Below are 23,783 nucleotides of genomic sequence, written 5' to 3'. Positions count from 1 at the left end.
GGTGTGGAAGTGCAGTAATGCATTAAGCTAACCAGTACTAATTGCCCGTACGGCTTGTCCCTATAACCTTAGCAGGTGCAGAGGATAAGAAAGTACATGTTGCGTGTATGTTGATCGCAATCATTCCCCAAGTAATACCTCAATACATAATCCTCCTTCTTCCCGATTCATGGCCTTGTTGCTCAACAGAGAACAAGCGCCGGTACAAGTTATGCCTGATGACCATAGCAAGTTGGTCCCACCCCTTCCCATCCCGAACAGGACCGTGAAACAACTTTGCGCCGATGATAGTGCTGCAACCAGTGTGAAAGTAGGTTATCGTCAGGCTTGTTATTCGCAGTAGAGAAAAACCCCACCGGACTCCGGTGGGGTTTTTTTTCGTCTGGCGGTTTGATATGCCGCGGGTGGTGTCGGATTACGGCCCGCGGCCTAATCCGACCTACGTCCATAGGATGCCGGGTAGGTCGGATGAGCGTAGCGTAATCCGACAATATTGTTGGCCTCGTGGCATCAGCTACCGCGGTAAGTGGAATACGACCAGGGCGACACCACCAGCGGCACATGGTAGTTCTCATCCGTATGCGCGATGCCGAAGGCCAGGGTGACCAGGTCGATAAAGCGCGGCGATGGCAGTTCCACGCCTTGGGCTGCGAAATAGTCGCCTGCGTTGAACACCAGTTCATATTGCCCCGCCTTCATGCTGTCGCCTTCCAGCAAGGGTGAACTGCAGCGGCCGTCGCTGTTCGTCATATCCATCTTCAATAACACTTTGCCTTCCTGCGCGACTGAGAACAGGGCGACCTTGACGCCGGCTCCCGGCCTGCCGTGGGCGATATCGAGTACATGCGTGCTGAGTTTTCCCATTTGCTATCCTGTATATAGGGTGAGTGAATGTGCTTATCGTGCAAATCATATACCGCTGACTGCGTCCGGCTATATGATTGGGCATATAGCCAACATTGTCCTCCTATAGGCGCGCCTCCGCATGAACAATTACGAACATTATCCTCGCGACTTGATCGGCTATGGCCGCACGCCTCCCCATCCGCAATGGCCGGGCAAGGCCCGCATCGCGCTGCAATTCGTCCTTAATTACGAGGAAGGGGCGGAAAACAGCGTGCTGCATGGCGATCCCGCTTCGGAAACGTTTTTATCGGAGATGATCGGTGCGGCCGCCTTTCCCGCGCGCCACCTGAGCATGGAGTCGATTTATGAATATGGTTCGCGCGCCGGGCTGTGGCGCTTGCTGCGCATGTTCGAGGAGCGGCGCCTGCCGCTGACGGTGTTTGGCGTCTCGATGGCCTTGAAACGCAATCCGGAAGCGGTGGCAGCCTTCCAGCAACTGGGTCACGAGATTGCCTGCCACGGTTTGCGCTGGATTTCCTATCAAAACATGGATGAAGCAACGGAACGCGAACACATGCGCGAGGCCGTGCAGATCATCCGCGAATTGACGGGTTCCTCCCCGCAAGGCTGGTACACGGGGCGCGATTCGCCCAATACGCGCAAACTGGTGGTCGAACATGGCGGTTTTCGTTATGACGCCGATTATTATGGCGACGACCTCCCATTCTGGGAGAAAGTGGCGTACACAGATGCTACCGGCATGCCGGCCGTGCAGCCGCAACTGATCGTGCCCTACACCTTGGATACGAACGACATGCGCTTTGCCGCCATGCAGGGCTTTAATTCGGGCACGCAGTTTTTCGATTATCTGAAGGATGCCTTCGACGTGCTGTACGCGGAAGGCGACCCGAACGGCTTGAATCAACCCAAGATGCTGTCCGTGGGCTTGCATTGCCGTCTGGTGGGGCGGCCCGGACGGGCTGCGGCACTGGCGCGCTTTCTCGACTATGTGCAGGGCCATGAGCAGGTGTGGATCACGCGCCGCATCGATATTGCCGAACACTGGCATGCGACGCATCCGTTCCAGGAATGAGTTCTATTGAGATGGGATGATAAGTAAAATCAGTCTTTGCATATAGTTGTCCCGTATGCCGGTGTTAATCTCCTATACTGGGACTATACCGAGGCCAGCATGTCAGAACCGATCCGCTTTTACTACCGTGGTGCCGTACAGGAAGTACGCGACGCCGCGCCTACGCAGACTGTGTTGCAGCACCTGCGCGAGGATCTGCATTGCACTGGCACCAAGGAAGGCTGCGCCGAGGGCGATTGCGGCGCCTGCACGGTGGTCATCGGCAGCCTGGTCGACGGCCAGGTTGAGATGAAAGCCGTCAATGCCTGCATCCAGCTCACGCCCACCCTCGATGGCAAGGCCCTGTTTTCCGTGGAAGACTTGCAGAAGCCCGACGGTGGCCTGCACCCGGTGCAGCAGGCGATGGTCGAGTGCCACGGTTCCCAGTGCGGTTTTTGCACGCCCGGATTTGTCATGTCCTTGTGGGGCATGTATCTGGAGAAAAACGGCCAGACGCCCACGCGCTGCGAAATCGACGACACCCTGTCGGGTAATCTGTGCCGCTGCACGGGCTACCGGCCCATCATCGATGCAGCCAGACGCATGGGTGAATTGCCACATGTGGCATTCGACCGCGATGCGTTACACGTGCAATTGCAGGCGCTGCAGCGCGGCAGCCTGACTACCTATGAACACGGCGGCCAGCACTTCCACGCGCCGCGCACCCTTGAGGAACTGGTGGCGCTGCGCGCGGCAAAGCCGCAGGCCTGCCTGCTGGCCGGCTCCACCGACGTAGGCCTGTGGGTGACCAAGCAATTGCGCGACCTGGGCGACATCATTTATCTGGGTAATGTCGCGGCGCTGAAACGCATCGCCGAGGATGACGGCAAGCTGCACATCGGCGCCGGCGCCAGCCTCAACGATGCCTATGCGGCGCTGTGCGAACATTATCCCGATGAGCTGTCGGAACTGTGGCAGCGCTTTGCTTCCTTGCCGATCCGCAACGCCGGTACTTTGGGCGGGAATGTTGCCAATGGTTCGCCCATCGGCGACTCGATGCCGTGGCTGATTGCGCTGGGCAGCGAGGTCGTGCTGCGCGGTCCTGCCGGCCAGCGCGGCATGCCGCTGGAAGATTTTTATCTTGGCTATCAAAAGAAGGATCTGCAGCCAGGCGAATTCGTCGAAGCCGTGCGCGTACCCTTGCCCCGTGCCGACGTGCATTTCCGCACGTATAAACTGGCCAAGCGCTTCGACCAGGATATCTCGGCCGTGTGCGCCGCGTTTGCCTTTGAGCTCGATGGCGAGCGTATTGTTGACGCGCGTATTGCCTTTGGCGGCATGGCGGCCACGCCGCAGCGCGCCGCGCAAACGGAAGCGTTTTTGCGCGGACAGGCTTGGACGGAAGACAACCTGGTCATCGCCATGCGTTTGCTGGCCGACGATTACGCGCCGCTGTCGGACATGCGCGCGTCGAACACTTACCGCATGACGACGGCGCAAAACCTGTTGCGCCGCTTCTGGCTGGAAACACGCCCCGGTGCGCCTTTGCTGCGCACTGCCGTCAACGCCTACGCTTGCCGTGCCTGAAAGGACCAGCATGAATCATCCTGCCACGCCCGAACTGCAAGCGGCCGCCTGGGCCGCCGTGGGCAAGCCCAGTCCGCATGAATCGGCGCAATTGCATGTGCTGGGGCAAGCCACGTATACGGACGATATCGCCGAGCCGCAGGGCACCTTGCACGCGGCGCTGGGCCTGTCGCAAAAGCCCCATGCGCGCATCACGACCATGGATTTGTCGGCCGTGCGTGCTGCTGCCGGTGTTGTCGCCGTCTACACGGCACACGACATTCCCGGCACCAATGACTGCGGTCCCATCATCCATGACGATCCCATCCTGGCCGCGGAGCTGGTGCAATACGTGGGCCAGCCCATCTTCATCGTGGTGGCCGATACGCATGACCATGCGCGCCGCGCGGCCCGCCTGGCGCAAGTGTCGTATGAGGAATTGCCCGCGATCATGACGCCGCAAGCGGCCAAGGCCGCGCAATCGTATGTGCTGCCGCCGATGCAGCTGACGCGCGGCAACTACCAAGCCGCGTTCGAGGGCGCGCCGCACGTGGTCAAGGGCCAGCTGTATGTGGGTGGGCAAGAACAGTTTTATCTGGAAGGACAGATTTCCTACGCCATCCCGAAGGAAGCGCAAGGCATGCTGGTGCTGTGTTCGACCCAGCATCCGAGCGAGATGCAGCACGTGGTGGCGCATGCGCTGGGCGTGCATTCGCACAACATCACCGTCGAATGCCGGCGCATGGGCGGCGGTTTTGGTGGCAAGGAATCGCAGTCGGCCCTGTGGGCGGCGGCCGCATCGATTGCTGCGGCGAAATTGAAGCGTCCCGTCAAATTGCGCGCCGACCGCGACGACGACATGCTGGTGACGGGCAAGCGCCACTGTTTTTATTATGAATACGAAGTGGGTTACGACGATGAGGGCAAGATCCTTGCCGCCAAGGTCGACATGACCACGCGCGCCGGATACTCGGCCGACTTGTCCGGCCCCGTCGCCACGCGCGCCGTCTGCCACTTCGACAACACCTATTACCTGTCCGACGTGGACATCCGCGCCGCCTGCGGCAAGACGAATACGCAGTCGAACACGGCCTTCCGGGGCTTTGGCGGACCGCAGGGCGCCATTGCCATCGAGTACGTCATCGATGAAATCGCCCGCCATTTGCAACGCGATGCGCTCGATATCCGTCTGCTCAATTTCTATGGCCGCAACGATGTAGAAGGACGCAACGTCACGCCGTATGGGCAGAAAATCGTCGACAACGTCATTCATGAACTCGTCGCGGAACTGGAAGCGAGCAGCGATTACCGCGCGCGCCGCCTGGCCATCGATGCATTCAACGAGGCCAGCCCGATCCTGAAGAAGGGGCTGGCATTCACGCCCCTGAAATTCGGCATCGCCTTCAACGTCACGCATCTGAATCAGGCCGGTGCGCTCGTGCACGTATATGTCGATGGCTCCGTGTTGGTCAACCATGGCGGCACGGAAATGGGGCAGGGCATCAATACCAAGGTCATGCAAGTGGTGGCGCACGAACTGGGCCTGGACTTGGACAAGGTACGGGCCACGGCTACCGATACCAGCAAGGTGGCGAACACGTCGGCCACGGCGGCCTCCACCGGCGCCGACCTGAACGGCAAGGCGGCGCAGGATGCGGCGCGCCAGATCCGTGAACGCCTGGCCGAGTACGCGGTCAAACTGTACGGCGGCGAGGCCGCTTCCGTGCGCTTCTTCGACAACCATATCCACGTGAATGGTCACGCCGTGCCGTTTGCCGAACTGGTGCAGAAGGCTTACCTGGCACGCGTGCAACTGTGGTCGGACGGTTTTTATGCCACGCCTGGCTTGTCGTGGGATGCGAAGACGATGACGGGCCATCCGTTTTCCTACTATGCGTATGGCGCGGCCGTGGCAGAAGTGGTGGTCGATACCTTGACGGGCGAATGGAAGCTGCTGCGCGCCGACGCCTTGTATGATGCGGGCCAGTCGCTCAACCCCGCGATTGATCTGGGTCAGGTGGAAGGCGCGTTTATCCAGGGTATGGGCTGGCTGACGACGGAGCAGCTGTGGTGGAATGCGGCGGGCAAGCTGATGACGCACGCGCCATCGACGTACAAGATTCCAGGCATTTCCGATTGTCCGGAAGATTTTCGCGTCCAGCTGTTCCAGAACCGCAACGTGGAAGACAGCATCCACCGTTCGAAAGCCGTGGGTGAGCCACCATTGTTGCTGCCGTTTTCCGTGTTCTTTGCCATCCGCGACGCCATTTCCAGCGTGGGCCATCACGCCGTGCAGCCACCGCTCAATGCGCCGGCCACCAGCGAGGAAATCCTCAAGGCGGTGATGGCCGTGCAAGCGGCCCATGCCGGCGCCTAGGGGCAGACGATGAGCGACTGGCTGACAGCAATCGAGAATGACGCGCAGGCATCCGTGCTGGTGACGGTTGCCCTGGTGGAAGGTTCCGGTCCGCGCGAGGCGGGCGCGAAGATGCGCGTCACCCTCGATGGTCAAATGGACACCATCGGCGGCGGCCATCTGGAATTGCGCGCCGTGGAAATCGCCAAGACCATGCTGGCCACGGGGGACACCCAAGCGCGGCTCGAACGTTTTGCGCTGGGCCCCAGCCTGGGACAATGCTGCGGTGGCGTCGTCCACCTGGCTTTCGAGTATGTCGATACCAGCCTCCATGCGTTGCTGGCCGCCTTGCGCGAACGCCGCCAGCAAGACAGCTGGCGTTTGACGGCGCTCGACGGTGAACCCGCCTCGGCCTTGTTTGACGCCGCCGGTAGCCTGATCGCCGGCACTGGCGCACAGGCGCCCGATACATTCGCGCGCGAACGCGCAACCCATGTGGCGCAGGGCAGCGAAGGGCGGCGCTGGCTGGTCGATCCCTGCCTGGCGCCGCGCGCCCACCTGACCTTGTTTGGCGCCGGCCACGTGGGCGCCGCCATCGTGCGCGCGCTGGCCCACTTGCCCTGCAATATCACCTGGGTCGATGAACGCGAAGATATGTTTCCTACTCAGATACCTGATAATGTGCGCATCGCCGCTACCGATACGCCCGAGGAATTTGTCGCCATGGCGCCGCCGGACGGCAGTTTTCTCGTCATGACGCATAGCCATGCACTCGATCAACGCTTGACGCAAGCCATCATGGAGCGCAAGGATGCGGGCTGGTTCGGCTTGATCGGTTCGCACACGAAACGCAAGCAATTCGAGCACCGCCTGCAGGCGCGCGGCGTGCCGGATGAGCGCATTGCCGCCATGGTGTGTCCGATCGGCATGCCCGGCATCCGCAACAAGGCGCCGGCCGTGATCGCCGCCTCCGTTGCCTGTCAATTACTGATGGTGTGGGAGGAAGCCGCCAGCGCGGCCCTGGCCGCACCGCTGCGGCTGGCCTCTGCCAGCACGCCACCGCGCCGCACGACACGCGCCGCCATTCACCCGTTATAGAAAGAAGTCATGCCGATTGTTCCTGCCACATTGCAAGCTTACCGAGCCAGCTTCCTGCACTTCCACGCCGATCCCGCCTTTAGCGAGGAGGCGCACGCCTGGCATGCGGACGGCTTGCTGATCGTGGCCGATGGCAAGGTCGTGGCGGCCGGCGATTACGCGCAGTTGCAGCCGACTTTGCCACCCGGCACGCAGATCGTCGATTACCGGGGCAAGCTGATCGTGCCGGGTTTCATCGATACCCATCTGCACTTTCCGCAGACGGAAATGATCGCCTCGCCCGCGCCGGGCTTGCTGCCGTGGCTGGAAACGTACACCTTCCCCACCGAGCGCGCGTTTGAGAATCCCGAGCATGCGCGCAACGTGGCCGAGTTTTTCCTCGATGAACTGCTGCGCTGCGGCACCACGACGGCCATGGTGTATGGCAGCGTGCATCCGCAATCGGTCGATGCCTTCTTTGGCGCCAGCGAGGCGCGCGGCTTGCGCATGGTGGCGGGCAAGGTCATGATGGACCGCAATTGCCCCGAGTTCCTGCGCGATACGGCCGAGTCGGGCGCACGCGAAAGCGAAGAGCTGATCCAGCGCTGGCACAAGCACGGCCGTTCGCTGTACGCGATCACGCCCCGTTTCGTGCCGACGTCGACCAATGAACAGATGCATCTGGCGGGCGAGCTGGCGCGCGCCTACCCGGATACGTATTTGCAGACGCACGTGTCGGAAAACGAGGATGAATGCCGCTGGGTACGCGCACTGCACCCGCAGGCGCGCAGCTACCTCGACGTGTATGACCAGTATGGCATGCTGCGCCCGCGCGCCATGTTCGGTCATTGCATCTGGCTCGACGAGCGCGACCGCGCGCGCATGGCGGAAACGTCCTCGGCGGCCGCCATTTGTCCTACATCAAACCTGTTCCTCGGCAGCGGCCTGTTCGATTTCGAGAGGGCCGATGCGGCGAAAGTGCTGCTGTCGCTGGCGACGGATGTGGGCGGAGGCACCTCGTTCTCGATGTTGCAAACAATGAACGAAGCCTATAAAGTAGCACGCTTGAAAGGCAGCTATCTGCCCGCCTTGCGCATGTTTTACCTGGCGACCCTGGGCGCGGCGCGCGCCATGCAGTTGGAAGGCACCCTGGGCAATTTCACGGCAGGCACGGAAGCGGACTTCATCGTGCTCGACAAGCAGTCGACGCCGCTGCTCGAGCGCCGCACGGCCGGCTGTCAAAGCCTGGAGGAATTGCTGTTTGCCTTTGCGCTGCTGGGCGACGACCGCGCCGTGGCCGCCACCTATTCAGGCGGGCAATGCGTGCATGTGCGGGGGCAGGGCTGACCTACCCGTTGTTCAACACGAATTATCCTGAGCGAGAACGCGAATGCACAAGAAACTCACTGGCCTGGCGCTTGGCGCCGCGCTGGCATTGACCGGAACGGCGCAGGCCGCCAAGGCCACGCCGTCTTCCAACGAGGCGGCTACCGCGCGTCATTTTGCCGCCCTGATTGCCGGTGCGCAGCCGAAGACAGCCGAGTTGAGCCTGTTCTTTTCCATGATGCCCAAGGGCGGTGATTTGCATCACCATTACTCGGGCGCCATTTACGCCGAGCAATTCCTCGACTGGGTCGACAAGGAAAACTATTGCGTCAACAAGACAACCTACCGCATCGAAAGCAACAAGGATGTCGTGGCGGCCGAGCGCGCCAAGCCGGCCGCGCAGCGTGGCTGCCTGTCGTCCACGGAAGTGTTTGCCGACGCGGGCCTGTATGCGGAATTGCTGCAGCGCTGGTCGACCAAGGATTTTTATAACCACGGGGCCATCCAGACGCCGCCGGACCGCACCTTTTTTGATACCTTCGGCTACTTCGGTCCCGTCGCGTCGAGCAATACGGCCGATGGCCTGAAAACCCTGAAGCAGCGCGCCATCGCGGAAAACCTCAGCTACATCGAGACGATTTTCGAGCTGTCGCCATTCGTGCAAAACGCGCAGTTCGACCAGCAAGTGCTGGCGCCGGGCTTGCAGCCGGCAGCATTGCAAGCCGTGTTGGCCAACTGGACGCAGAACCTGGAGCAGGATACTGGCTTCCAGAAAAGCATTACCGCCTACAACGACAACGTCAACGCCAGCAGCGCCGGGATCGACGACGCGAATTTCACCATGCGCTACCAGGCGTATGTGCTGCGTTTCCTGTCGCCATCGCAAGTGTTCTCGTCCATGGTGGCCGCGTTCAAGGCCGCGAGTCTGAACCCGCTGCTGGTCGGCGTGAACATCGTGGGCCAGGAAAGCGTGAACGTGTCCATGCGCGATTACAGCCTGCACATGGAAATGTTCAAGTTCCTCAAGGCAAAGTACCCGAACGTCAAGATCGCCCTGCACGCAGGCGAGCTGGCGCTGGGCATGGTGCCGCCGGAAGGCATGGCCTTCCATATCGCCGAAGCCGTCGATGTGGCGGGCGCCGACCGTATCGGCCATGGCATGGATATCGCCTACGAGCACAACGCGCTGGCGACCATGCAAAAGATGCGCGAACGGGGCATCCCCGTGGAAGTGAACCTGACCAGCAATGATTACATCCTCGGCATCAAGGGCCAGGCCCATCCGATTACCCTGTACCGCAAGTATGGCGTGCCCTTCGTCATTTCCACGGACGATGCAGGCGTGTCGCGCAATACCTTGTCGAATGAATACGTGCTGTTTGCCAGCCAGTACAAGACCGATTATGCGGAAATCAAAAAGCTGTCATACAACAGCCTGCGCTATTCCTTCCTGGCGGAAGCGGACAAGCAGCGTTTGCTGAAAGCGCTCGATGCCCGTTTCACCCGTTTTGAAGCGCAAATTGCCGCGGCCGACAAGGCAGGCAAGGGTGGAAAACCGTAAGTTGCGCGACGTTCATAACTGATACTCTTAAATGGCCGGATATTCCGGCCATTTTTTATTCCGCATCTTAAATGTCGTGCTGTTATTTTGTTAATTTTGTGGCGGCCATGCGACACAATTAACGGCAGATACACGACTTTCTCCGATTTCGTGGATGAATCAATTTCAAGTACATATTGCTCATTTATAATCACGCGCCATAAGCCAGGACGCTGTCAGCACGATATCAATCCAGCTAGTTACCCCATGCTATTTATATTTTAAATATATAAATATGTAAAAAAAATCGTATTTGTCATCCATTTTTTGATGATGCATAGTGAGATGAAGATGATATTAAAAAGTCACAATTCATCTGGGCGATATCGTATGAAGATGGGTATTTACAGTAAATAAAGGTGAGATACAGAGTGAAACAAATAGTCGCGCAGCTAAATGACGACATTCTTCTGTATTTTACCGCCGTGTCACAGTCTTGAAATATTTAACAATTACACTCGCGGCTTGCCATGTTAGCCGGGTAAGCATGTGGGATGAATGACACAGGTGCTAGCGCTCTGGGTCATACGGATCGGCCGCAGTTTTCTTCCGCCGTAATTGTCTGGATAGGAATAGTTGTGATGTGTGGAGCGGCTTTTTGTGATGGTCTTGTCAGGACCGCAGCCAGTCCCGCCGGCGTAACAGTTGCAGCATCGTAAAGAGGAGATCTTGTATTTGTGTTGCTGTGCGGTGCAGCCGGACGGTGGGCAATCCAGGATTTTCAAAAAATAATAGTCTTTTCTGGGGTTAAAGATGATCAATCACAAGCGACTTCGGCTAACGCAAATCGCGTTAAGCCTGTCTATTGCACTGGCGGCGGCACCATCGTTCGCACAGAACACTACGTCTTCCATTGGCGGCCGTATCTCGGCCACCGACGGCAAGCCGGCAGCTGGCGCGCAAGTCAATATCGTTCACGTTGAGTCCGGTTCGGCCAGCAACGTGACCACCGATGCAGAAGGCCGTTATGTCGCACGCGGCCTGCGTGCCGGCGGTCCTTACACCATCACCATCACCAAGAATGGCGTGGTTGAAAAACGCGAAGGCGTGTATATCGCCCTGGCCGAAACGGCCAACGTCGATGCCACCTTGGGCGCAGACATGCAAGTGGTGAAAGTCAGCACCAATGCCATTCGCAACCAGGTGTTTAACCGCAACAACATGGGCGCCGGCACCAATATCGGCCCGACGGAACTGGCAACCCAGGCATCGATCTCGCGCAGCTTGCAGGACTACGCCCGCGCCGACCCACGCCTGTCGCAAACCGACAAAGAGCGCGGTGAAATCTCCGTTGCCGGTCAAAACTCGCGCTACAACTCGATGACGATTGACGGCGTGGCCGTGAACGACACGTTCGGCCTGGAAGCGTCCGGTACCGCCACCGGCAAGCAGCCAATTTCGATCGAAGCGATCCAGTCGGTGCAGGTTAACGTTGCCAACTATGACGTCACCCAAAAAGGCTACACCGGCGCGAACGTCAACGCGGTGACCAAATCGGGCACCAACAAGGTCAAGGGCAGTGTCTACTACGCTTTCCGTAACGACACCATGTCGGGCGACCGTTACAACAGCACCGACGACACTTACTACGCACCGCCAAAATCGAAAGACACCACCAAGGGTATTACCCTGGGCGGCCCGCTGATCGAAGACAAGCTGTTCCTGTTTGCCAACTACGAAAAAACCACCAGCTCGCGCGGCGCGCCAGCATTCGGTCCTGTCGGCAGCGCACAGACCAACGTTGCCATTACGCAAGGCGCCATCGATAGCGCGATTGCTATTGCCAAGGATAAATATGGTATCGATGCCGGTACTTCGGCAGTTCCTGCGGGTTCCGAATTCACTGCGACGGAAAAGTTGCTCAAGCTGGACTGGAATCTGACCGACACCCAGCGCATGATGCTGCGCTACACCAAGACCGAACAGTCCGAGCCGATTTACACCGGTTTTTCCGGCACGGGTCTGTCGCTGAGCTCGTACTGGTATGACCAGAACAAGAGCCTGGAAACCCTGGTTGCTCAATGGACCGCCGAGTGGACCCCGACCTTCTCGACCGAAGTCAAAGTGTCGTCGCGCGACTACGACAGCGTACCGCGCAACAACGCTTATCTGCCGGCAATCGGCCTGCAGTTCAGCGGCGCGCTGCCAGCTGGCGCACCTTCGAACCTGGCTACCGGCAACCGCTTCCTGAACTTTGGTACTGAACTGAGCCGTCAGCGTAACATTCTTGGCACCAAAACCAAGGATTTCTACGCAGCCGGTACCTGGTCGCTGGGCGACCATGAAGTCAAGTTCGGCTCCGACTACAGCAAGAACGACATCTATAATGCGTTCCTGCAAAACGTCAACGGTAACTACACCTTCGGCTGTATTAACAGCAGCGCCACGTTTGCCTATTCGTTCGGCGCCATCAACTGCGGTTCTGCCACGGCAGCGCAATTGCAGGCAGCCGTGCTGGAAAACTTCAGCCGTGGCCGTCCTAGCTCGTACACCTATCAGGTGCCACAAGCAGGCCGTACGCTGGACGATGCCGTGGCGACGTTCTCGCTGAAAAACATCGGCCTGTTCCTGCAAGATACCTGGGAAGTCAACAAGCAGCTGACGTTGACCGCCGGCCTGCGCATCGACGGCACCCGCATCGGCGAAAAGCCGATCTACAATGCGCGTGCAGCACAGGCAACTGTCGCTCGTACCACGCCTAACGGTCGTCAGACCGGCGGTTTCGGTATCGATAACTCTCATACCATCGACGGCGAAAACCTGTATCAGCCACGTTTTGGCTTCAACTACAAGCTGGAATCGGCGCGTCCGACACAAATTCGCGGCGGCTTCGGTTTGTTCCAGGGTGCGGCGATGAGCGTCTGGCTGGGTAATCCTTACCAGAACACCGGTATGGCAACCCAGAACATTACCTGCGCCTCGTCGGCCGGCACTTGCCCGACCACCGATGGATTCTTCAATCCAGATCCAACCAAGCAGCCAACGAGCGTGCCAGCGGTTATCCCGGCAATGAAGGTCGATGCCCTGAGCCCGAACCTGGCGCAACCATCGGTATGGAAAGCCAACCTGGCCATTGAACATGAGCTGCCATGGATGGGCTTGATTGTCAGCGCGGAATACCTGCGTTTCCAGACCAAGAGCGCGATTTACTACGAAGAGCTGAACATGGGCGCGCCAACGGCAACCGGTAGCGATGGCCGTCCAATGTACTATGGTCCTAACGCCTACAATACGGCTTGCTGGAATGCAAATGGCGCCCTGATCGGCGGCGCCAATTGCAGCGCCTTGACCAAGGCTGGCAGCAACGCCTCCTTCGGCCAGGTGCTGATGGCTAAAAATACCGACAAGGGCGAGTCGAACGTGCTGACCCTGTCGGTGCGCAGCCCGACCCGTGATGGCCTGTCGTGGGGCTCGTCGTACACCTACACCGATGGCACTGAAGTATCGCCGCTGACGTCGTCGACCTCTAGCTCGAACTGGGGCGGCCGTGCCGTCTTCAATCCGAACGAGAATGTCGCGTCGAACTCGAACTATCTGGTCAAGGATCGCTTTACCGCCAACGTCAACTGGCAAAAACGTTTCTTCGGCGAATACAAGACCACCTTCGGTCTGTTCTATGAAGGCCGTAGCGGCAAACCATACAGCTGGACCGTCAACAATGACTTGAACGGTGACGGACTGGCCGGTAACGACCTGATGTACATCCCTAGCGCGCCAGGTTCGGGCGAAGTGGTGTTCGCCGGTGCGACGCCAGCAGCGCGCGCCACCAACGAGGCAGCGTTCTGGAAAGTGGTCAACGCCAATGGCGACCTGCGCAAAGCCAAAGGTGGCGTGATCGGCCGTAACGAGAGCTTTTCTCCATGGACCAACAGCTTCGATGTGCGCATGAGCCAGGAAGTACCGGGCTTTTTCAAGGGTAACAAAGGCATCATTACCTTCGATATCCTGAACGTCGGAAACCTGCTGAACCGCAAATGGGGCCGCATCAATGAAGTGGGCTTCCAGAGCGCCGGTGGCCAAGTGCGCAGCTTCGTTGACTATGCCGGTATGGAAAACGGCAAGTATGTGTACAACACCCGTCCTGTGACCGAAGGCCTGGAAACGCGTCAAGTCAAAGGCGAATCGCAATGGGCGCTGCAAGCAACGGTCAAGTACGAGTTCTAATCTCGTCCTTGCCCCGTAGCTTGGCAAACTAAAAACGGCTGGTGGCGACACCAGCCGTTTTTTTTATAGACCAGATGGATTACTCTTTCCCCTTTTTTAATAAATATCATTCCATGGCTCACTTCCTACGCACTCCGGTCGCTGCCGCGGCCCTGATCCTCATCCTGTCTGGCTGCAGCAACCTGGCGCCTGCGCCGAGCGGCCCGATTGAAGTGAACCTGGTCGCTTTGAACGATTTCCACGGCAACCTCGATCGCAGCAAATTCAGCTACACGAGCGCCGCCGATGCCGAGCGCAAGACGGTGCAGGCCGGCGGCATCGATACCTTGTCCGGCGCCCTGACAGCGTGGCGACGCGAAGATGCGCAGCTGATTTTTGTCGGCAATGGCGACCTGGTCGGCGCCAGCCCCGCCATGTCGGCGCTGTGGGCGGACGAACCGAGCATCGTCGCCATGAACATGCTGGGCATGAAGGCCAGTTCCGTCGGTAACCATGAATTTGACCAGGGCAAGGCGGAATTGCTGCGCCAGCAGCGCGGCGGCTGCGAGTCGTCGCGCGCCGACAAGGCCTGCAAGTTCACGCCCGACTTCAAGGGCGCCAGCTATACCTATATGGCGGCCAATGTCATCGACACGCAGACGGGCAAGTCTCTGCTGCCCGCATACCGCATCGAAGAGGCGCATGGCGTCAAGGTGGGCCTGATCGGCGCCGTGCTGAAAGATACGCCGTCCGTCGTGACGGCCGCCGGCATTGCCGGCCTGCAGTTCGGCGATGAAGCGGATGCCATCAACGCCACCTTGCCGCAGTTGCGCGCGCAGGGCGTGGGGGTGTTCGTCGTGCTGCTGCACCAGGGCGGCGAGACGAAGGAAGCCGTCGACCAGCCCGACTGCAGCCATTTGAAGGGCGAAGTGGTCGACGTGGTGAAACGTCTCGACCCCGCGATCCAGCTCGTCATCAGCGGCCATTCGCACCAGGGCTATCTGTGCCGTGTCGATGGCCGCCTGGTGACGCAGGCACAGATGGGGGGGCATATGCTCACGCGCATCAAGCTTAAGGTCGATCCCGTCAAGAATGCGCTGATCGATGCCAGCGCGCAAAACGTCGTCATGCTGCCAGGCATGTATGAGCCGGACCCGGCCGTGGCAGCCTATCTGGAATCGGTCAAGCAGCGCAGCGCGGCCGAGTTGTCGCGCCCCGTGGCCGCCATCGCCGTGCCGAACGTGGGCCGCAGCACCAAGGGCAGCGGCGCTTCCGCGCTGGGCGACCTGGTGGCCGACAGCACCCTGTTCGGCGCGCGCGCTGCCGGAGCGCAAATCGGCCTGATGAACAATGGCGGCATCCGCAAGGACCTGGAAGCGGGCGCCGATCTGATGACGAACGTGGGCCAGAACCAGGCAGTTGTCCCGTTCGGCAATACCCTGATCGTCGTGAGTCTGTCTGGCGCGCAAATCCGCACCTTGCTCGAACAGCAATGGCCGGGCGCCGAAGCGGAAGAGGGCAACTTGCTGCAGGTGTCCGAAGGTTTTACTTACCGCTGGGACAGCACGCAGCCGCAAGGCCAACGCGTGCTGCCAGGCAGCATCATGCTGAATGGCCTTCCTCTTGAAGACAATCAACAATACCGTGTCGCCGCCAACAGTTTCCTGGCCGGCGGCGGCGACCGCTTTACCGTGCTGGCGGCCGGCACGCGCCGTCTGGATACGGGTGTGCGCGACATCGACGCCTTCAGCGATTACCTGATCGCCCGCGCGCGCGCCGGCAAGCCGGCCGGCAGCGCCACGGCGGCCGGCCGCATCGTGCGCGTCAAATAACATTAACAAGGAATAACCATGCGTCGTTTATCTGTTTCCCTGCTCGTCACTACTCTGTTCGCGGGCACGGCCCACGCCGATTTCACCATTCCCGGCTTTGAGCTCGTGCACACCTCGCCCGTGGAAACGAGCCTGGCCAATCCCGACCTGCGCGAACCCGTCGCCGTGTGGCGCGAGCTGTTCGATGGCGCAAAAAAAGAGATCGTCATCGCCCAGTTCTATGCCGTCAGCAAGCCGGGCACGGCTTTTGAAAAGGTGCTGGCCAGTCTGACGGCCGCCGGCCAGCGCGGCGTGAAAATCCGCTTCCTGCTGGACCAGAAGGGCGTGGGCTTGTCGGAAGCGGCCACCATCGCCCAGATCAAGGCGATTCCGAACCTGGACTTGCGCCTGATCGACTTCAACAAAATCACGGGCAACGGCATCGTGCATGCGAAGTACCTAGCCGTCGATGGCCAGGTGGCGTACATCGGCAGCCAGAATTTCGATTGGCGCTCATTCGAGCACATCCATGAAACGGGCTTGAGAATCACGGAGCCCGCCATGGTGAGCCAGGTGCAAGCCATCTTCGAGCAGGATTGGCAAGCCCAGGCATTGACGTCGCAAGGCAGCCGCGCCACGGTGCTCAACAGCAAGGTTGTGCCCGCCAACTACGCGCAAAACGCTTTCCTGCTGGCCAGCCCGAACGCCTACAACCCGGCCGGCGTGGGCGACTCGGAAACGGGCCTGCCCGCCTTGCTGGCGCAAGCGCAAAGCGAAGTGCGCATCCAGCTGCTCGATTACGCACCGCTGTCCTACGGCCCGAACCGCACGCGGCCGTACTACGCCGTGATCGACAACGCCGTGCGCGCGGCCGCGCAGCGCGGCGTGAAAATCAAGCTGATGGTGTCCGCCTGGAACACGGAAGCACCGGCCATCGCCTATCTGAAAAGCCTGGCCCTGGTACCGAACGTGGAAATCCGCATCGTGACGATTCCCACGGCCTCGACGGGTTTTATTCCCTTCGCGCGCGTGATCCACAGCAAGACCATGACCATCGACGGCAAGCTGGCCTGGGTCGGCACGAGCAACTGGGCGGGCGGCTATTTCGACCTGTCGCGCAACCTGGAAGTGGTGCTGCGCAATGAACAGATGGCGCAGCGCATCGCCGCGCTGCATGAGCAGACGTGGAGCTCGGCGTATGCCCAGCCGATCGACATCAACAGGCAATATCCGAAGCCGGCCAAGGCCGCGCCGCAAGGCAAGGAATAATGGTGAACATGCAAAAACTGCTGAGTGTGCTGGCGCTGGGCGCCGCTTTTGCTTCCGGCAATGTTCAGGCCTGGGGCAACGACGGCCACCGTGCCGTGGGCGCCATCGCCGATCAATTGCTCAAGGGTAGCGCTGCCCAGGCGCAAGTGGCCAAATTGCTGTTGCCTGGCGAAAGCCTGGAAAAGATCGCCAACTGGCCCGATTGCGTAAAGGGCACGTATTGCGGCCCGCAATCGCCGGAAATGCTGAGCTATGTGGCGGCCAACCCCAAGCATGGCGAATACCACTACACGAACGTGCCGTTCCAGAACGCGCACTACCACGACCATGGCGTGGGCACGGCCGACGACGATATCGTGCAAACCTTGAAACAGGCGATCCTGGTGTTGCAAGGCAAGGCGGATGCGGCCAGCAATCCGCACGGCTTCAGCCAGCGCGAAGCATTGATCCTGATTACGCACCTGGTCGGCGATATCCACCAGCCTTTGCATGTGGGTAATGCTTTTGTTGGCAAGGATGGCCAGTTTTTCGTGCCCGCCACGCAGGCGCAGATCGACGACGTCACCATTTTCAATGCGCGCGGCGGCAACGACTTGCTGCTCGACGATGCGAAGATGACGGCGCTGTCGGACGCCGTGATTCCCGCGCCGTTGCCGGCCGACGATGGCGCGGCCAAGCCGGCAAGCAGGTATCCGAAGTCGCCCACCAAGCCCCTGCATTCGTATTGGGATACCACCGTGGTCGATTACGCCATGCGCCGCCTGAGCACGCGCACGCCGCAGCAGTTCGCGCGCACCGTGATCGCCAGCGCGCCTGTGGTGAGCGGCAACACCGGCGATCCCGCCACCTGGCCGTATCAATGGGCCGATGCCTCGCTGGCGGCGTCGAAGATTGCTTTCACGGATGTGGTGGCCGGTCCGGCCACGCAGCAGACGAGCCGCAAGGGCGAGGTCTACAACGTCTGGAACTTGAACGTGCCGGACAATTATCCCGTGCCCAGCTCGGCGCTGGCGAAGCAGCAGCTGATCGAGAGCGGCTATCACCTGGCGGCCGTGCTGCAGGCCATCTGGCCGCAGTAAAGACGTCAGACATTCGAAAGCGGCCTGCGGGCCGCTTTTTTCATGCCAGGGTGATGGCGATTCCCATCTCGCGGTAGGGCGCGACCAGGGCGTCTGCCACGTCGCGGTGCACGATGATATCGTTGACCTGGCTCAAGGGCGCGATTTGGAACGGCGAAGCCGTATTGAACTTTTCCGGCGAGGCCAGCACGACGGTGCGGGCAGACGCGTCGCTCAGGGCACGCTTCACGCACGCTTCTTCATAATCCCCGGTGGTGATGCCCGCTTGCGGATGCAGGCTGGATACGCCCATGAAATACAGGTCGGCGCGGATGCGGCCGATGGCTTCCACGGTGGCTGCGCCGACGCCGACGATCGAGTGCTTGTACAGGCGTCCGCCCAGCATCAGCACTTCGATGCCAGGATGATTCACCAGTTCGACGGCAACCGACGGACTGTGCGTGACGATGGTGGCGCGCAAGTCGCGCGGCAGCTGGCGCGCCAGTTGCACGGCGGTCGTGCCGCCGTCGAGAAACACCACTTGTCCCGTTTGTATCATGGCGCCCGCCGCGCGGCCGATGGCGGGCTTGGCTTCCGGTGAAATCTGTTCGCGGGCCGCAAACGGCGCCAGCGCGGGCGAACTTGGCAGCAAGGGCAGGGCGCCGCCGTGCACGCGCTCCAATAGCCCTTCTTTCGCCAGTTCGCGCAGGTCGCGCCGTATCGTGTCTTCCGACAAGCCCAGGCTATCGCTGACGGCCTTGGCGACGATCTGTCCTTCGCGCTGGAGCAAGTCCAGCAGGTATTGTTTGCGTTGATGTGTCAGCATGCTTTTTCTTGTATTTTCTTGATGTTGCACGAGTTTGCATGATAAAGTCGTCGAACGCAAGCACAAGGAGACGATATGCGCGAAGAAAATACTGAACAGCAACGGGTCCGCATCCAGCAGGTGCAAACCCTGTCGCACGATTGGTACCTATTGCAGAAGACCACGTTCGACTACCTGCGCCGCGATGGCCAGTGGCAGACGCAGACGCGGGAAACCTATGACCGCGGCGATGGCGCCACCATACTGCTCTACAACAAAGCCAAACGCACGGTGATCCTGATCCGCCAGTTTCGCTTCCCCACCTACCGCGAAGGCCACGATGGTTTCCTGATCGAGTCAGCGGCCGGCTTGCTGGAAGAGGCCAGCGCCGAGCAGCGCATCCGCGCCGAGGTGGAAGAGGAAACCGGTTACCGGGTGGGGCAGGTGCACAAGATATTCCAGGCCTTCATGAGCCCCGGTTCCGTGACGGAGCGCCTGCATTTCTTTGTCGCCGAATACGACCCGGCCAGCCGCATCGGCGACGGCGGCGGTCTCGCCCATGAAGGCGAGGATATCGAAGTGCTGGAGTTGCCGCTGGCGCAGGCGATGCGGATGGTCGCCGATGGCCGCATCTGCGACGGCAAGACCATCATGCTGCTGCAGCATGCGCAGCTGCAACTGATGCCGGTCAAACAAGGCATGCAGATCCTCGTTGCCGGCCCGTATCGCTCCGGCACGGGCGACGATCCCGCCCTGATGGCGGCGAATGTGGCTGCCATGCAAGCCGTCTGCCTGCCGTTATATGCCCAGGGGCACATGCCCGTGCTCGGTGAATGGCTGGCCTTGCCCATGCTGGCGCTGGCCGGTTCCACGCACGTGGGCGACAGCGTCTACGAGGCACTGTTTCACGCGCATGCGACGCGTTTACTGAGCCACTGCGATGCCGTGCTGCGCATCGGTGGCGCATCGGCTGGGGCAGACCAGATGGTGGCGGTGGCGCGCAGCTTGGGTCTGGCCGTGTTTTTCTCGCTGGACGAGATTGCTCAGGCATAAAAAAAGCGAAGCCTGCGGGCTTCGCTTTTTGTCATTTCAGGGAGCGCCTGAAAAATGCCCAGGGCTAGGCGTCTTGCCGAAGGCAGTACGAATGTACGACGAGGCAAGGCAACGACGCCATGGGTATTTTCTCAGGTGCTCCTAACGCGATTTGACAAACGGGATACCGATCGCTTTTGGTGCGATGGATTTGGCCATCAAGCCCGCCAGCACGATCACCGTGACGACGTACGGCACCATCTGGATCAGCGAGCCGGGGATACGGCCCACGACCGGCAAGTCCACGCCTTCGATCTGGATCTGGATGGCGGCGAAGAAGCCGAACATCAGACAGCCGAGGAAGGTGTAGACGGGACGCCAGTTGCCGAACACCATGGCCGTGAGGGCCAGATAGCCGGCGCCGGCCGACATGTCGCGCAGGAAGAAGCCGCTTTGCACGATGGCCAGATACGCGCCCGAGAACGAGCACAGGATGCCGGCCAGCAGCATGGCCAGGTAGCGCGTCGCTTCCACGCTCACGCCGGCCGAGTCGGCCGCATGCGGGTTTTCGCCGCAGGCGCGCAGGCGCAGGCCGAAGCGTGTGTGGTACAGCAGCCAGTGCACGAGCGGGATCAAGAGGAAGGCCACGTAGACGAGGATGGAATGGCCGCCGATCAAGTGGGCATATACCCAGCCGATGAAGGGGATGTGCTCCACGTACTGCGTGCCCGGCAAGACCACGTCGAACAGACGCGCCGAACCGAGGTCGGGCGTGCGGCCGCCTTGCTGGAAGAAGAATTGCGCCAGCACGAAGGTCAGTCCGCTCATGGCGATGTTGATCGCCATGCCGGCCACCAACTGGTTGCCCTTTTGCGTGATGCTGACGTAGGCCTGCAGCAGGGCCAGGGCGACGCAGACAAGCATGCCGGCAGCCATGCCGTAATACGGGTTTTGCGTCGTGTAGGCGACGGCGGCGGAAGCGAAGGCGCTGGCCAGGATCTTGCCTTCCAGGCCGATGTCGATCATGCCGCTGCGTTCGGCAAACAGGCCGGCCATGGCGGCAAAGATCAGGACGGGCGCATTGCGCACGGTCGATACCAGGATGCTGGCGAATTGAAAGTCGTCGAGTGTCATGGTGTTAGCCTTTGGTGCGCTTGAGCAGGGCGGAAATGGCCGGTGCGTAGAAGTTTTCCATGGCGCCGCAGAACAGGATGATCAAGCCCTGGATGAAAATGAAGGTTTCGGTCGGGATATTCGGTTTTTCCAGCGACAAGTCGAAGCCACCCTGGATCAGCGCGCCGAACAGCACGGCCGACAGGAAGATGCCGACCGGATGCTGGCGGCCCATCAGGGCGATGGCGATGCCGATGAAGCCGGCGCCGCCAACGAAGTTCAGCGACAGATAATGCGTCGAACCCATGATGGAATTGACGGAACCGAGGCCCGCCAGCGCGCCCGAGATCAGCATGACGATGATGATCATCTTGCTGATCGACACGCCCGCATAGTGTGCCGCATGCTTGTTGAGGCCCGTGGCGCGCAGCTTGAAGCCCCACGACGAGCGCCACACCATTACGCCGTAAATCACCAGCGCGGCGATCGCCAAAAGAAAACTGATGTTCAGCGGCGTGTCGCCCAAGGATGGGAACCAGGTGGAGAGGCGCGGCATTTCGCCGCTTTCCGCAAACACGCGGCTGGCCGTGTTCTGTTCGCCAGGTGGAATCAGGTACTTCACGATAATGAAGTTCATCAGGCTGGCTGCGATGAAGTTGAACATGATGGTGGTGACGACGATGTGACTGCCGCGCTTGGCTTGCAGATAGCCGGGCAAAAAGCCCCACAGCGCGCCGAACAGGGCCGCACCGATCATGGCCGCCGGTATCAATAGCCAGGCGGGCAGGGTCTGGTCAAAGGCCAGCATGGCCACCGTCAGGCCCAGGCCGCCGATATACATCTGGCCTTCGGAACCGATATTGAACAGCCCGGCCTGCATCGCCACGGACACGGACAGGCCCGTAAAAATGAAGGTGCTGGCGTAGAACAGGGTATAGCTCAAGCCTTCCGGATTGAGGATGGCGCTGTGGACGAGGATGGACAGCGATTCGGCCGGGTCTTCGCCCAGCATATAAATCACCAGGGCCGCGACCAGCAAGGCCGACAGCAGGTTTAACATGGGCATGACAAAGGCTGTCGCCCAGCGTGGCAAGTCGTTATTCATGATTTATGCATTCCCCCCATCAACAAGCCGATGCGGGTGGTATCGAATTCTTCAATTTTCAGTTCGCCGGTGATGCGTCCGCCGCACATGACGAGGATGCGGTCGGCCAGCGCCCGCACTTCTTCCAGTTCGACGGACACCAGCAGGATCGCCACGCCCGCGTCGCGCAGGGCCAGCAATTGCGTATGGATGCTTTCGATGGTGCCGATGTCGACGCCGCGCGTGGGCTGGCCCACCAGCATCAGTTTCGGCTTGGCCAGCACTTCGCGCGCGATCACCACCTTTTGCTGGTTACCGCCCGACAGTAAACCGATGCGCAGGTCCGGATTGGCCGGGCGCACGTCGAAAGTCTTCAGCAGTTCAGCGCAGCGGGCGCCGATGGCCTTGAAGTTGAACAGGCCCCAGCGGTTTTTCAGGTGATCCTGGTAACCGAGGATGGTGTTTTGCATGACGGAGAAATTCTTTACCACACCGTCGCGCAAGCGGTCTTCCGGAATGTGGGCGATGCCCAGCTCGCGGAAGGCCAGCGGCAAGCCGTCGGCATCGTGGCGCTTGGCAAACGGCAAGTCCTTGTCGAGAAAACGCAGCTTGCCCGACGTCGGCAAGCGCATGCCCGACAGAATTTCCAGCAGTTCGCTCTGGCCATTGCCCGACACGCCCGCGATGGCGACGATTTCGCCGGCGCGCAAGTTGAAACCTATGTCGGCCAGCAATTTGACTTGCTGATCGTCGGCCAATTGCAAGCCGTCCACTTCCAGCACCGTGGCGCCCGGATTGTACGGTGCACGGGGCAAGTGGCTCTGGATGGGGCGGCCGACCATCATGTTGGCCAGTTCCTCTTTCGAGGTGCCGGCGGTCGCCACGGCGCCCACCACCGTGCCGCCGCGCATGACGGTGACGTTGTCGGTGATTTCCAGGATCTCTTGCAGCTTGTGCGTGATCAGGATGATGGTCTTGCCCTGCTCCTTGAATAGGCGCAGGATTTCAAACAGCGAGGCCGTTTCCTGGGCCGTCAGCACGGCCGTCGGCTCGTCGAGAATCAGGATATTGGCGCTGCGGTAAATCTGCTTGAGGATTTCCACGCGCTGCTGCGCGCCGACGGACAAGTCCTCGATCTTCGCCAGCGGGTCGACGTCGAGGCGGTAGCGCGCGCAAATCTCGCGCAATTTCGCTTCCGCTTCCGTGCGGTGGCTGGCCAGGCGAAAACCGCCTTCCGTGCCCAGCATGATATTGTCGAGGACGGTGAAGTTCTCGACCAGCATGAAATGCTGGTGCACCATGCCGATGCCGAGGTTGATCGCTTCCTGGCTGTTGCGGATAGGCTGTACTTTCCCGTCTAGCAGGATTTCTCCGCCGTCGGCACGGTAATACCCGTACAGGATGCTCATCAAGGTCGATTTGCCTGCGCCATTTTCCCCCACCAGGCCATGGATACTGCCCTTGGCGATGGAGAAGCTGACGTCGGCGTTCGCCTTCACATGTCCAAAATGCTTGGAAATGCTGCGAAATTCTACTGCTGGCTGCATAGGTTCATAACTGGATAGTTTCATGGAAACGCGCCGCGCGGAGACTGGCCCCGGCGGCGCGCTAAAAGATACGGAGAA

At 60.3% G+C, this 23,783-nt stretch carries 15 protein-coding genes, 1 rRNA gene and 1 pseudogene; 12 read left to right on the top strand and 5 right to left on the bottom strand.

All coding sequences use genetic code 11. From position 1 onward, the window contains the following. Positions 1-214: 214 nt before the first annotated feature. Positions 215-327: ribosomal RNA gene (gene rrf / locus IGS55_RS07875) — 5S ribosomal RNA — on the top strand. A gap of 183 nt (positions 328-510) precedes the next feature. Here the strand turns inward: rrf and uraH are convergent. Then, positions 511-864 carry a hydroxyisourate hydrolase gene (uraH, locus tag IGS55_RS07870; protein ID WP_230515762.1) on the bottom strand — a complete coding sequence of 118 codons (354 nt, stop codon included), beginning with the start codon at positions 862-864 and terminating at the stop codon, positions 511-513. A gap of 121 nt (positions 865-985) precedes the next feature. Between uraH and puuE the strand changes: the two genes are divergently transcribed. The 10 genes from puuE to IGS55_RS07820 all read left to right on the top strand — a co-directional run bounded on the left by puuE (position 986) and on the right by IGS55_RS07820 (position 18,145). Then, positions 986-1,939 carry an allantoinase PuuE gene (puuE, locus tag IGS55_RS07865; protein WP_230515761.1) on the top strand — a complete coding sequence of 318 codons (954 nt, stop codon included), beginning with the start codon at positions 986-988 and terminating at the stop codon, positions 1,937-1,939. A 99-nt stretch (positions 1,940-2,038) separates the two neighbouring features. Then, positions 2,039-3,505 carry a xanthine dehydrogenase small subunit gene (gene xdhA / locus IGS55_RS07860; RefSeq protein ID WP_230515760.1) on the top strand — a complete coding sequence of 489 codons (1,467 nt, stop codon included), beginning with the start codon at positions 2,039-2,041 and terminating at the stop codon, positions 3,503-3,505. 10 nt (positions 3,506-3,515) lie between these two features. After that, entirely contained in the window at positions 3,516-5,861 is a 2,346-nt protein-coding gene (gene xdhB, locus IGS55_RS07855; RefSeq protein ID WP_230515759.1) for a xanthine dehydrogenase molybdopterin binding subunit, read from the top strand. 9 nt (positions 5,862-5,870) lie between these two features. Continuing rightward, positions 5,871-6,938 carry a xanthine dehydrogenase accessory protein XdhC gene (gene xdhC, locus IGS55_RS07850; protein WP_230515758.1) on the top strand — a complete coding sequence of 356 codons (1,068 nt, stop codon included), beginning with the start codon at positions 5,871-5,873 and terminating at the stop codon, positions 6,936-6,938. Positions 6,939-6,947: 9 nt separating this feature from the next. Continuing rightward, the gene (gene guaD / locus IGS55_RS07845) at positions 6,948-8,264 is read left to right on the top strand and encodes a guanine deaminase (protein WP_230515757.1); all 1,317 of its coding nucleotides are present in this window, start codon (positions 6,948-6,950) and stop codon (positions 8,262-8,264) included. Positions 8,265-8,307: 43 nt separating this feature from the next. Further along, complete coding sequence (locus IGS55_RS07840; RefSeq protein WP_230515756.1) at positions 8,308-9,804, top strand: adenosine deaminase family protein; 1,497 nt, start codon at positions 8,308-8,310, stop codon at positions 9,802-9,804. A 792-nt stretch (positions 9,805-10,596) separates the two neighbouring features. Continuing rightward, positions 10,597-14,007, top strand: a complete 3,411-nt coding sequence (locus IGS55_RS07835) for a TonB-dependent receptor (RefSeq protein ID WP_230515755.1) — start codon at positions 10,597-10,599, stop codon at positions 14,005-14,007. Between the two features lie 113 nt (positions 14,008-14,120). After that, on the top strand, positions 14,121-15,818 hold the full coding sequence (locus IGS55_RS07830; protein WP_230515754.1) for a bifunctional metallophosphatase/5'-nucleotidase: 1,698 nt from the start codon (positions 14,121-14,123) through the stop codon (positions 15,816-15,818). An 18-nt stretch (positions 15,819-15,836) separates the two neighbouring features. Beyond that, positions 15,837-17,066 carry a phospholipase D-like domain-containing protein gene (locus tag IGS55_RS07825; protein WP_230515753.1) on the top strand — a complete coding sequence of 410 codons (1,230 nt, stop codon included), beginning with the start codon at positions 15,837-15,839 and terminating at the stop codon, positions 17,064-17,066. An 8-nt stretch (positions 17,067-17,074) separates the two neighbouring features. Then, entirely contained in the window at positions 17,075-18,145 is a 1,071-nt protein-coding gene (locus tag IGS55_RS07820) for a S1/P1 nuclease (protein WP_230515752.1), read from the top strand. 40 nt (positions 18,146-18,185) lie between these two features. Here the strand turns inward: IGS55_RS07820 and IGS55_RS07815 are convergent, their stop codons facing one another. Beyond that, a complete protein-coding gene (locus tag IGS55_RS07815) occupies positions 18,186-18,950 on the bottom strand; it encodes a DeoR/GlpR family DNA-binding transcription regulator (RefSeq protein WP_219330086.1) in 765 nt (254 codons plus the stop codon). A gap of 75 nt (positions 18,951-19,025) precedes the next feature. On the opposite strand from IGS55_RS07815, the pseudogene IGS55_RS07810 reads away from it, so the two are divergent. Further along, a pseudogene (locus tag IGS55_RS07810) lies at positions 19,026-19,610 on the top strand (NUDIX domain-containing protein); the annotation flags it as partial. A 513-nt stretch (positions 19,611-20,123) separates the two neighbouring features. Here the strand turns inward: IGS55_RS07810 and IGS55_RS07805 are convergent. Genes IGS55_RS07805 through IGS55_RS07795 form a run of 3 tightly spaced genes read right to left on the bottom strand, consistent with a single transcriptional unit; the run spans position 20,124 to position 23,705 of the window. After that, positions 20,124-21,095 (bottom strand): ABC transporter permease, encoded by a 972-nt coding sequence (locus tag IGS55_RS07805; protein WP_230515751.1) that lies wholly within the window; start codon positions 21,093-21,095, stop codon positions 20,124-20,126. A 4-nt stretch (positions 21,096-21,099) separates the two neighbouring features. Continuing rightward, complete coding sequence (locus tag IGS55_RS07800; RefSeq protein WP_046685488.1) at positions 21,100-22,179, bottom strand: ABC transporter permease; 1,080 nt, start codon at positions 22,177-22,179, stop codon at positions 21,100-21,102. Continuing rightward, positions 22,176-23,705, bottom strand: coding sequence for an ABC transporter ATP-binding protein (locus tag IGS55_RS07795; RefSeq protein WP_230515750.1), 1,530 nt, complete (start codon positions 23,703-23,705; stop codon positions 22,176-22,178). Before IGS55_RS07795 ends, IGS55_RS07800 begins: the two co-directional genes overlap by 4 nt. Positions 23,706-23,783: the final 78 nt, after the last annotated feature.

This window comes from Janthinobacterium sp. EB271-G4-3-2 (assembly GCF_020858035.1).
Lineage (GTDB): Bacteria > Pseudomonadota > Gammaproteobacteria > Burkholderiales > Burkholderiaceae_D > Janthinobacterium > Janthinobacterium aestuarii.
This window is presented reverse-complemented; position numbering and strand designations above follow the sequence as displayed.

Coding starts and splice junctions, on each gene's coding strand:
- guaD (WP_230515757.1), top strand. CDS start 6,948: ATGCCGATTGTTCCTGCCACATTGCAAGCTTACCGAGCCAGCTTCCTG.
- IGS55_RS07805 (WP_230515751.1), bottom strand. CDS start 21,095: ATGACACTCGACGACTTTCAATTCGCCAGCATCCTGGTATCGACCGTG.
- IGS55_RS07840 (WP_230515756.1), top strand. CDS start 8,308: ATGCACAAGAAACTCACTGGCCTGGCGCTTGGCGCCGCGCTGGCATTG.
- IGS55_RS07835 (WP_230515755.1), top strand. CDS start 10,597: ATGATCAATCACAAGCGACTTCGGCTAACGCAAATCGCGTTAAGCCTG.
- IGS55_RS07795 (WP_230515750.1), bottom strand. CDS start 23,705: ATGCAGCCAGCAGTAGAATTTCGCAGCATTTCCAAGCATTTTGGACAT.
- xdhA (WP_230515760.1), top strand. CDS start 2,039: ATGTCAGAACCGATCCGCTTTTACTACCGTGGTGCCGTACAGGAAGTA.
- IGS55_RS07800 (WP_046685488.1), bottom strand. CDS start 22,179: ATGAATAACGACTTGCCACGCTGGGCGACAGCCTTTGTCATGCCCATG.
- xdhB (WP_230515759.1), top strand. CDS start 3,516: ATGAATCATCCTGCCACGCCCGAACTGCAAGCGGCCGCCTGGGCCGCC.
- IGS55_RS07830 (WP_230515754.1), top strand. CDS start 14,121: ATGGCTCACTTCCTACGCACTCCGGTCGCTGCCGCGGCCCTGATCCTC.
- IGS55_RS07815 (WP_219330086.1), bottom strand. CDS start 18,950: ATGCTGACACATCAACGCAAACAATACCTGCTGGACTTGCTCCAGCGC.
- puuE (WP_230515761.1), top strand. CDS start 986: ATGAACAATTACGAACATTATCCTCGCGACTTGATCGGCTATGGCCGC.
- IGS55_RS07825 (WP_230515753.1), top strand. CDS start 15,837: ATGCGTCGTTTATCTGTTTCCCTGCTCGTCACTACTCTGTTCGCGGGC.
- uraH (WP_230515762.1), bottom strand. CDS start 864: ATGGGAAAACTCAGCACGCATGTACTCGATATCGCCCACGGCAGGCCG.
- xdhC (WP_230515758.1), top strand. CDS start 5,871: ATGAGCGACTGGCTGACAGCAATCGAGAATGACGCGCAGGCATCCGTG.
- IGS55_RS07820 (WP_230515752.1), top strand. CDS start 17,075: ATGCAAAAACTGCTGAGTGTGCTGGCGCTGGGCGCCGCTTTTGCTTCC.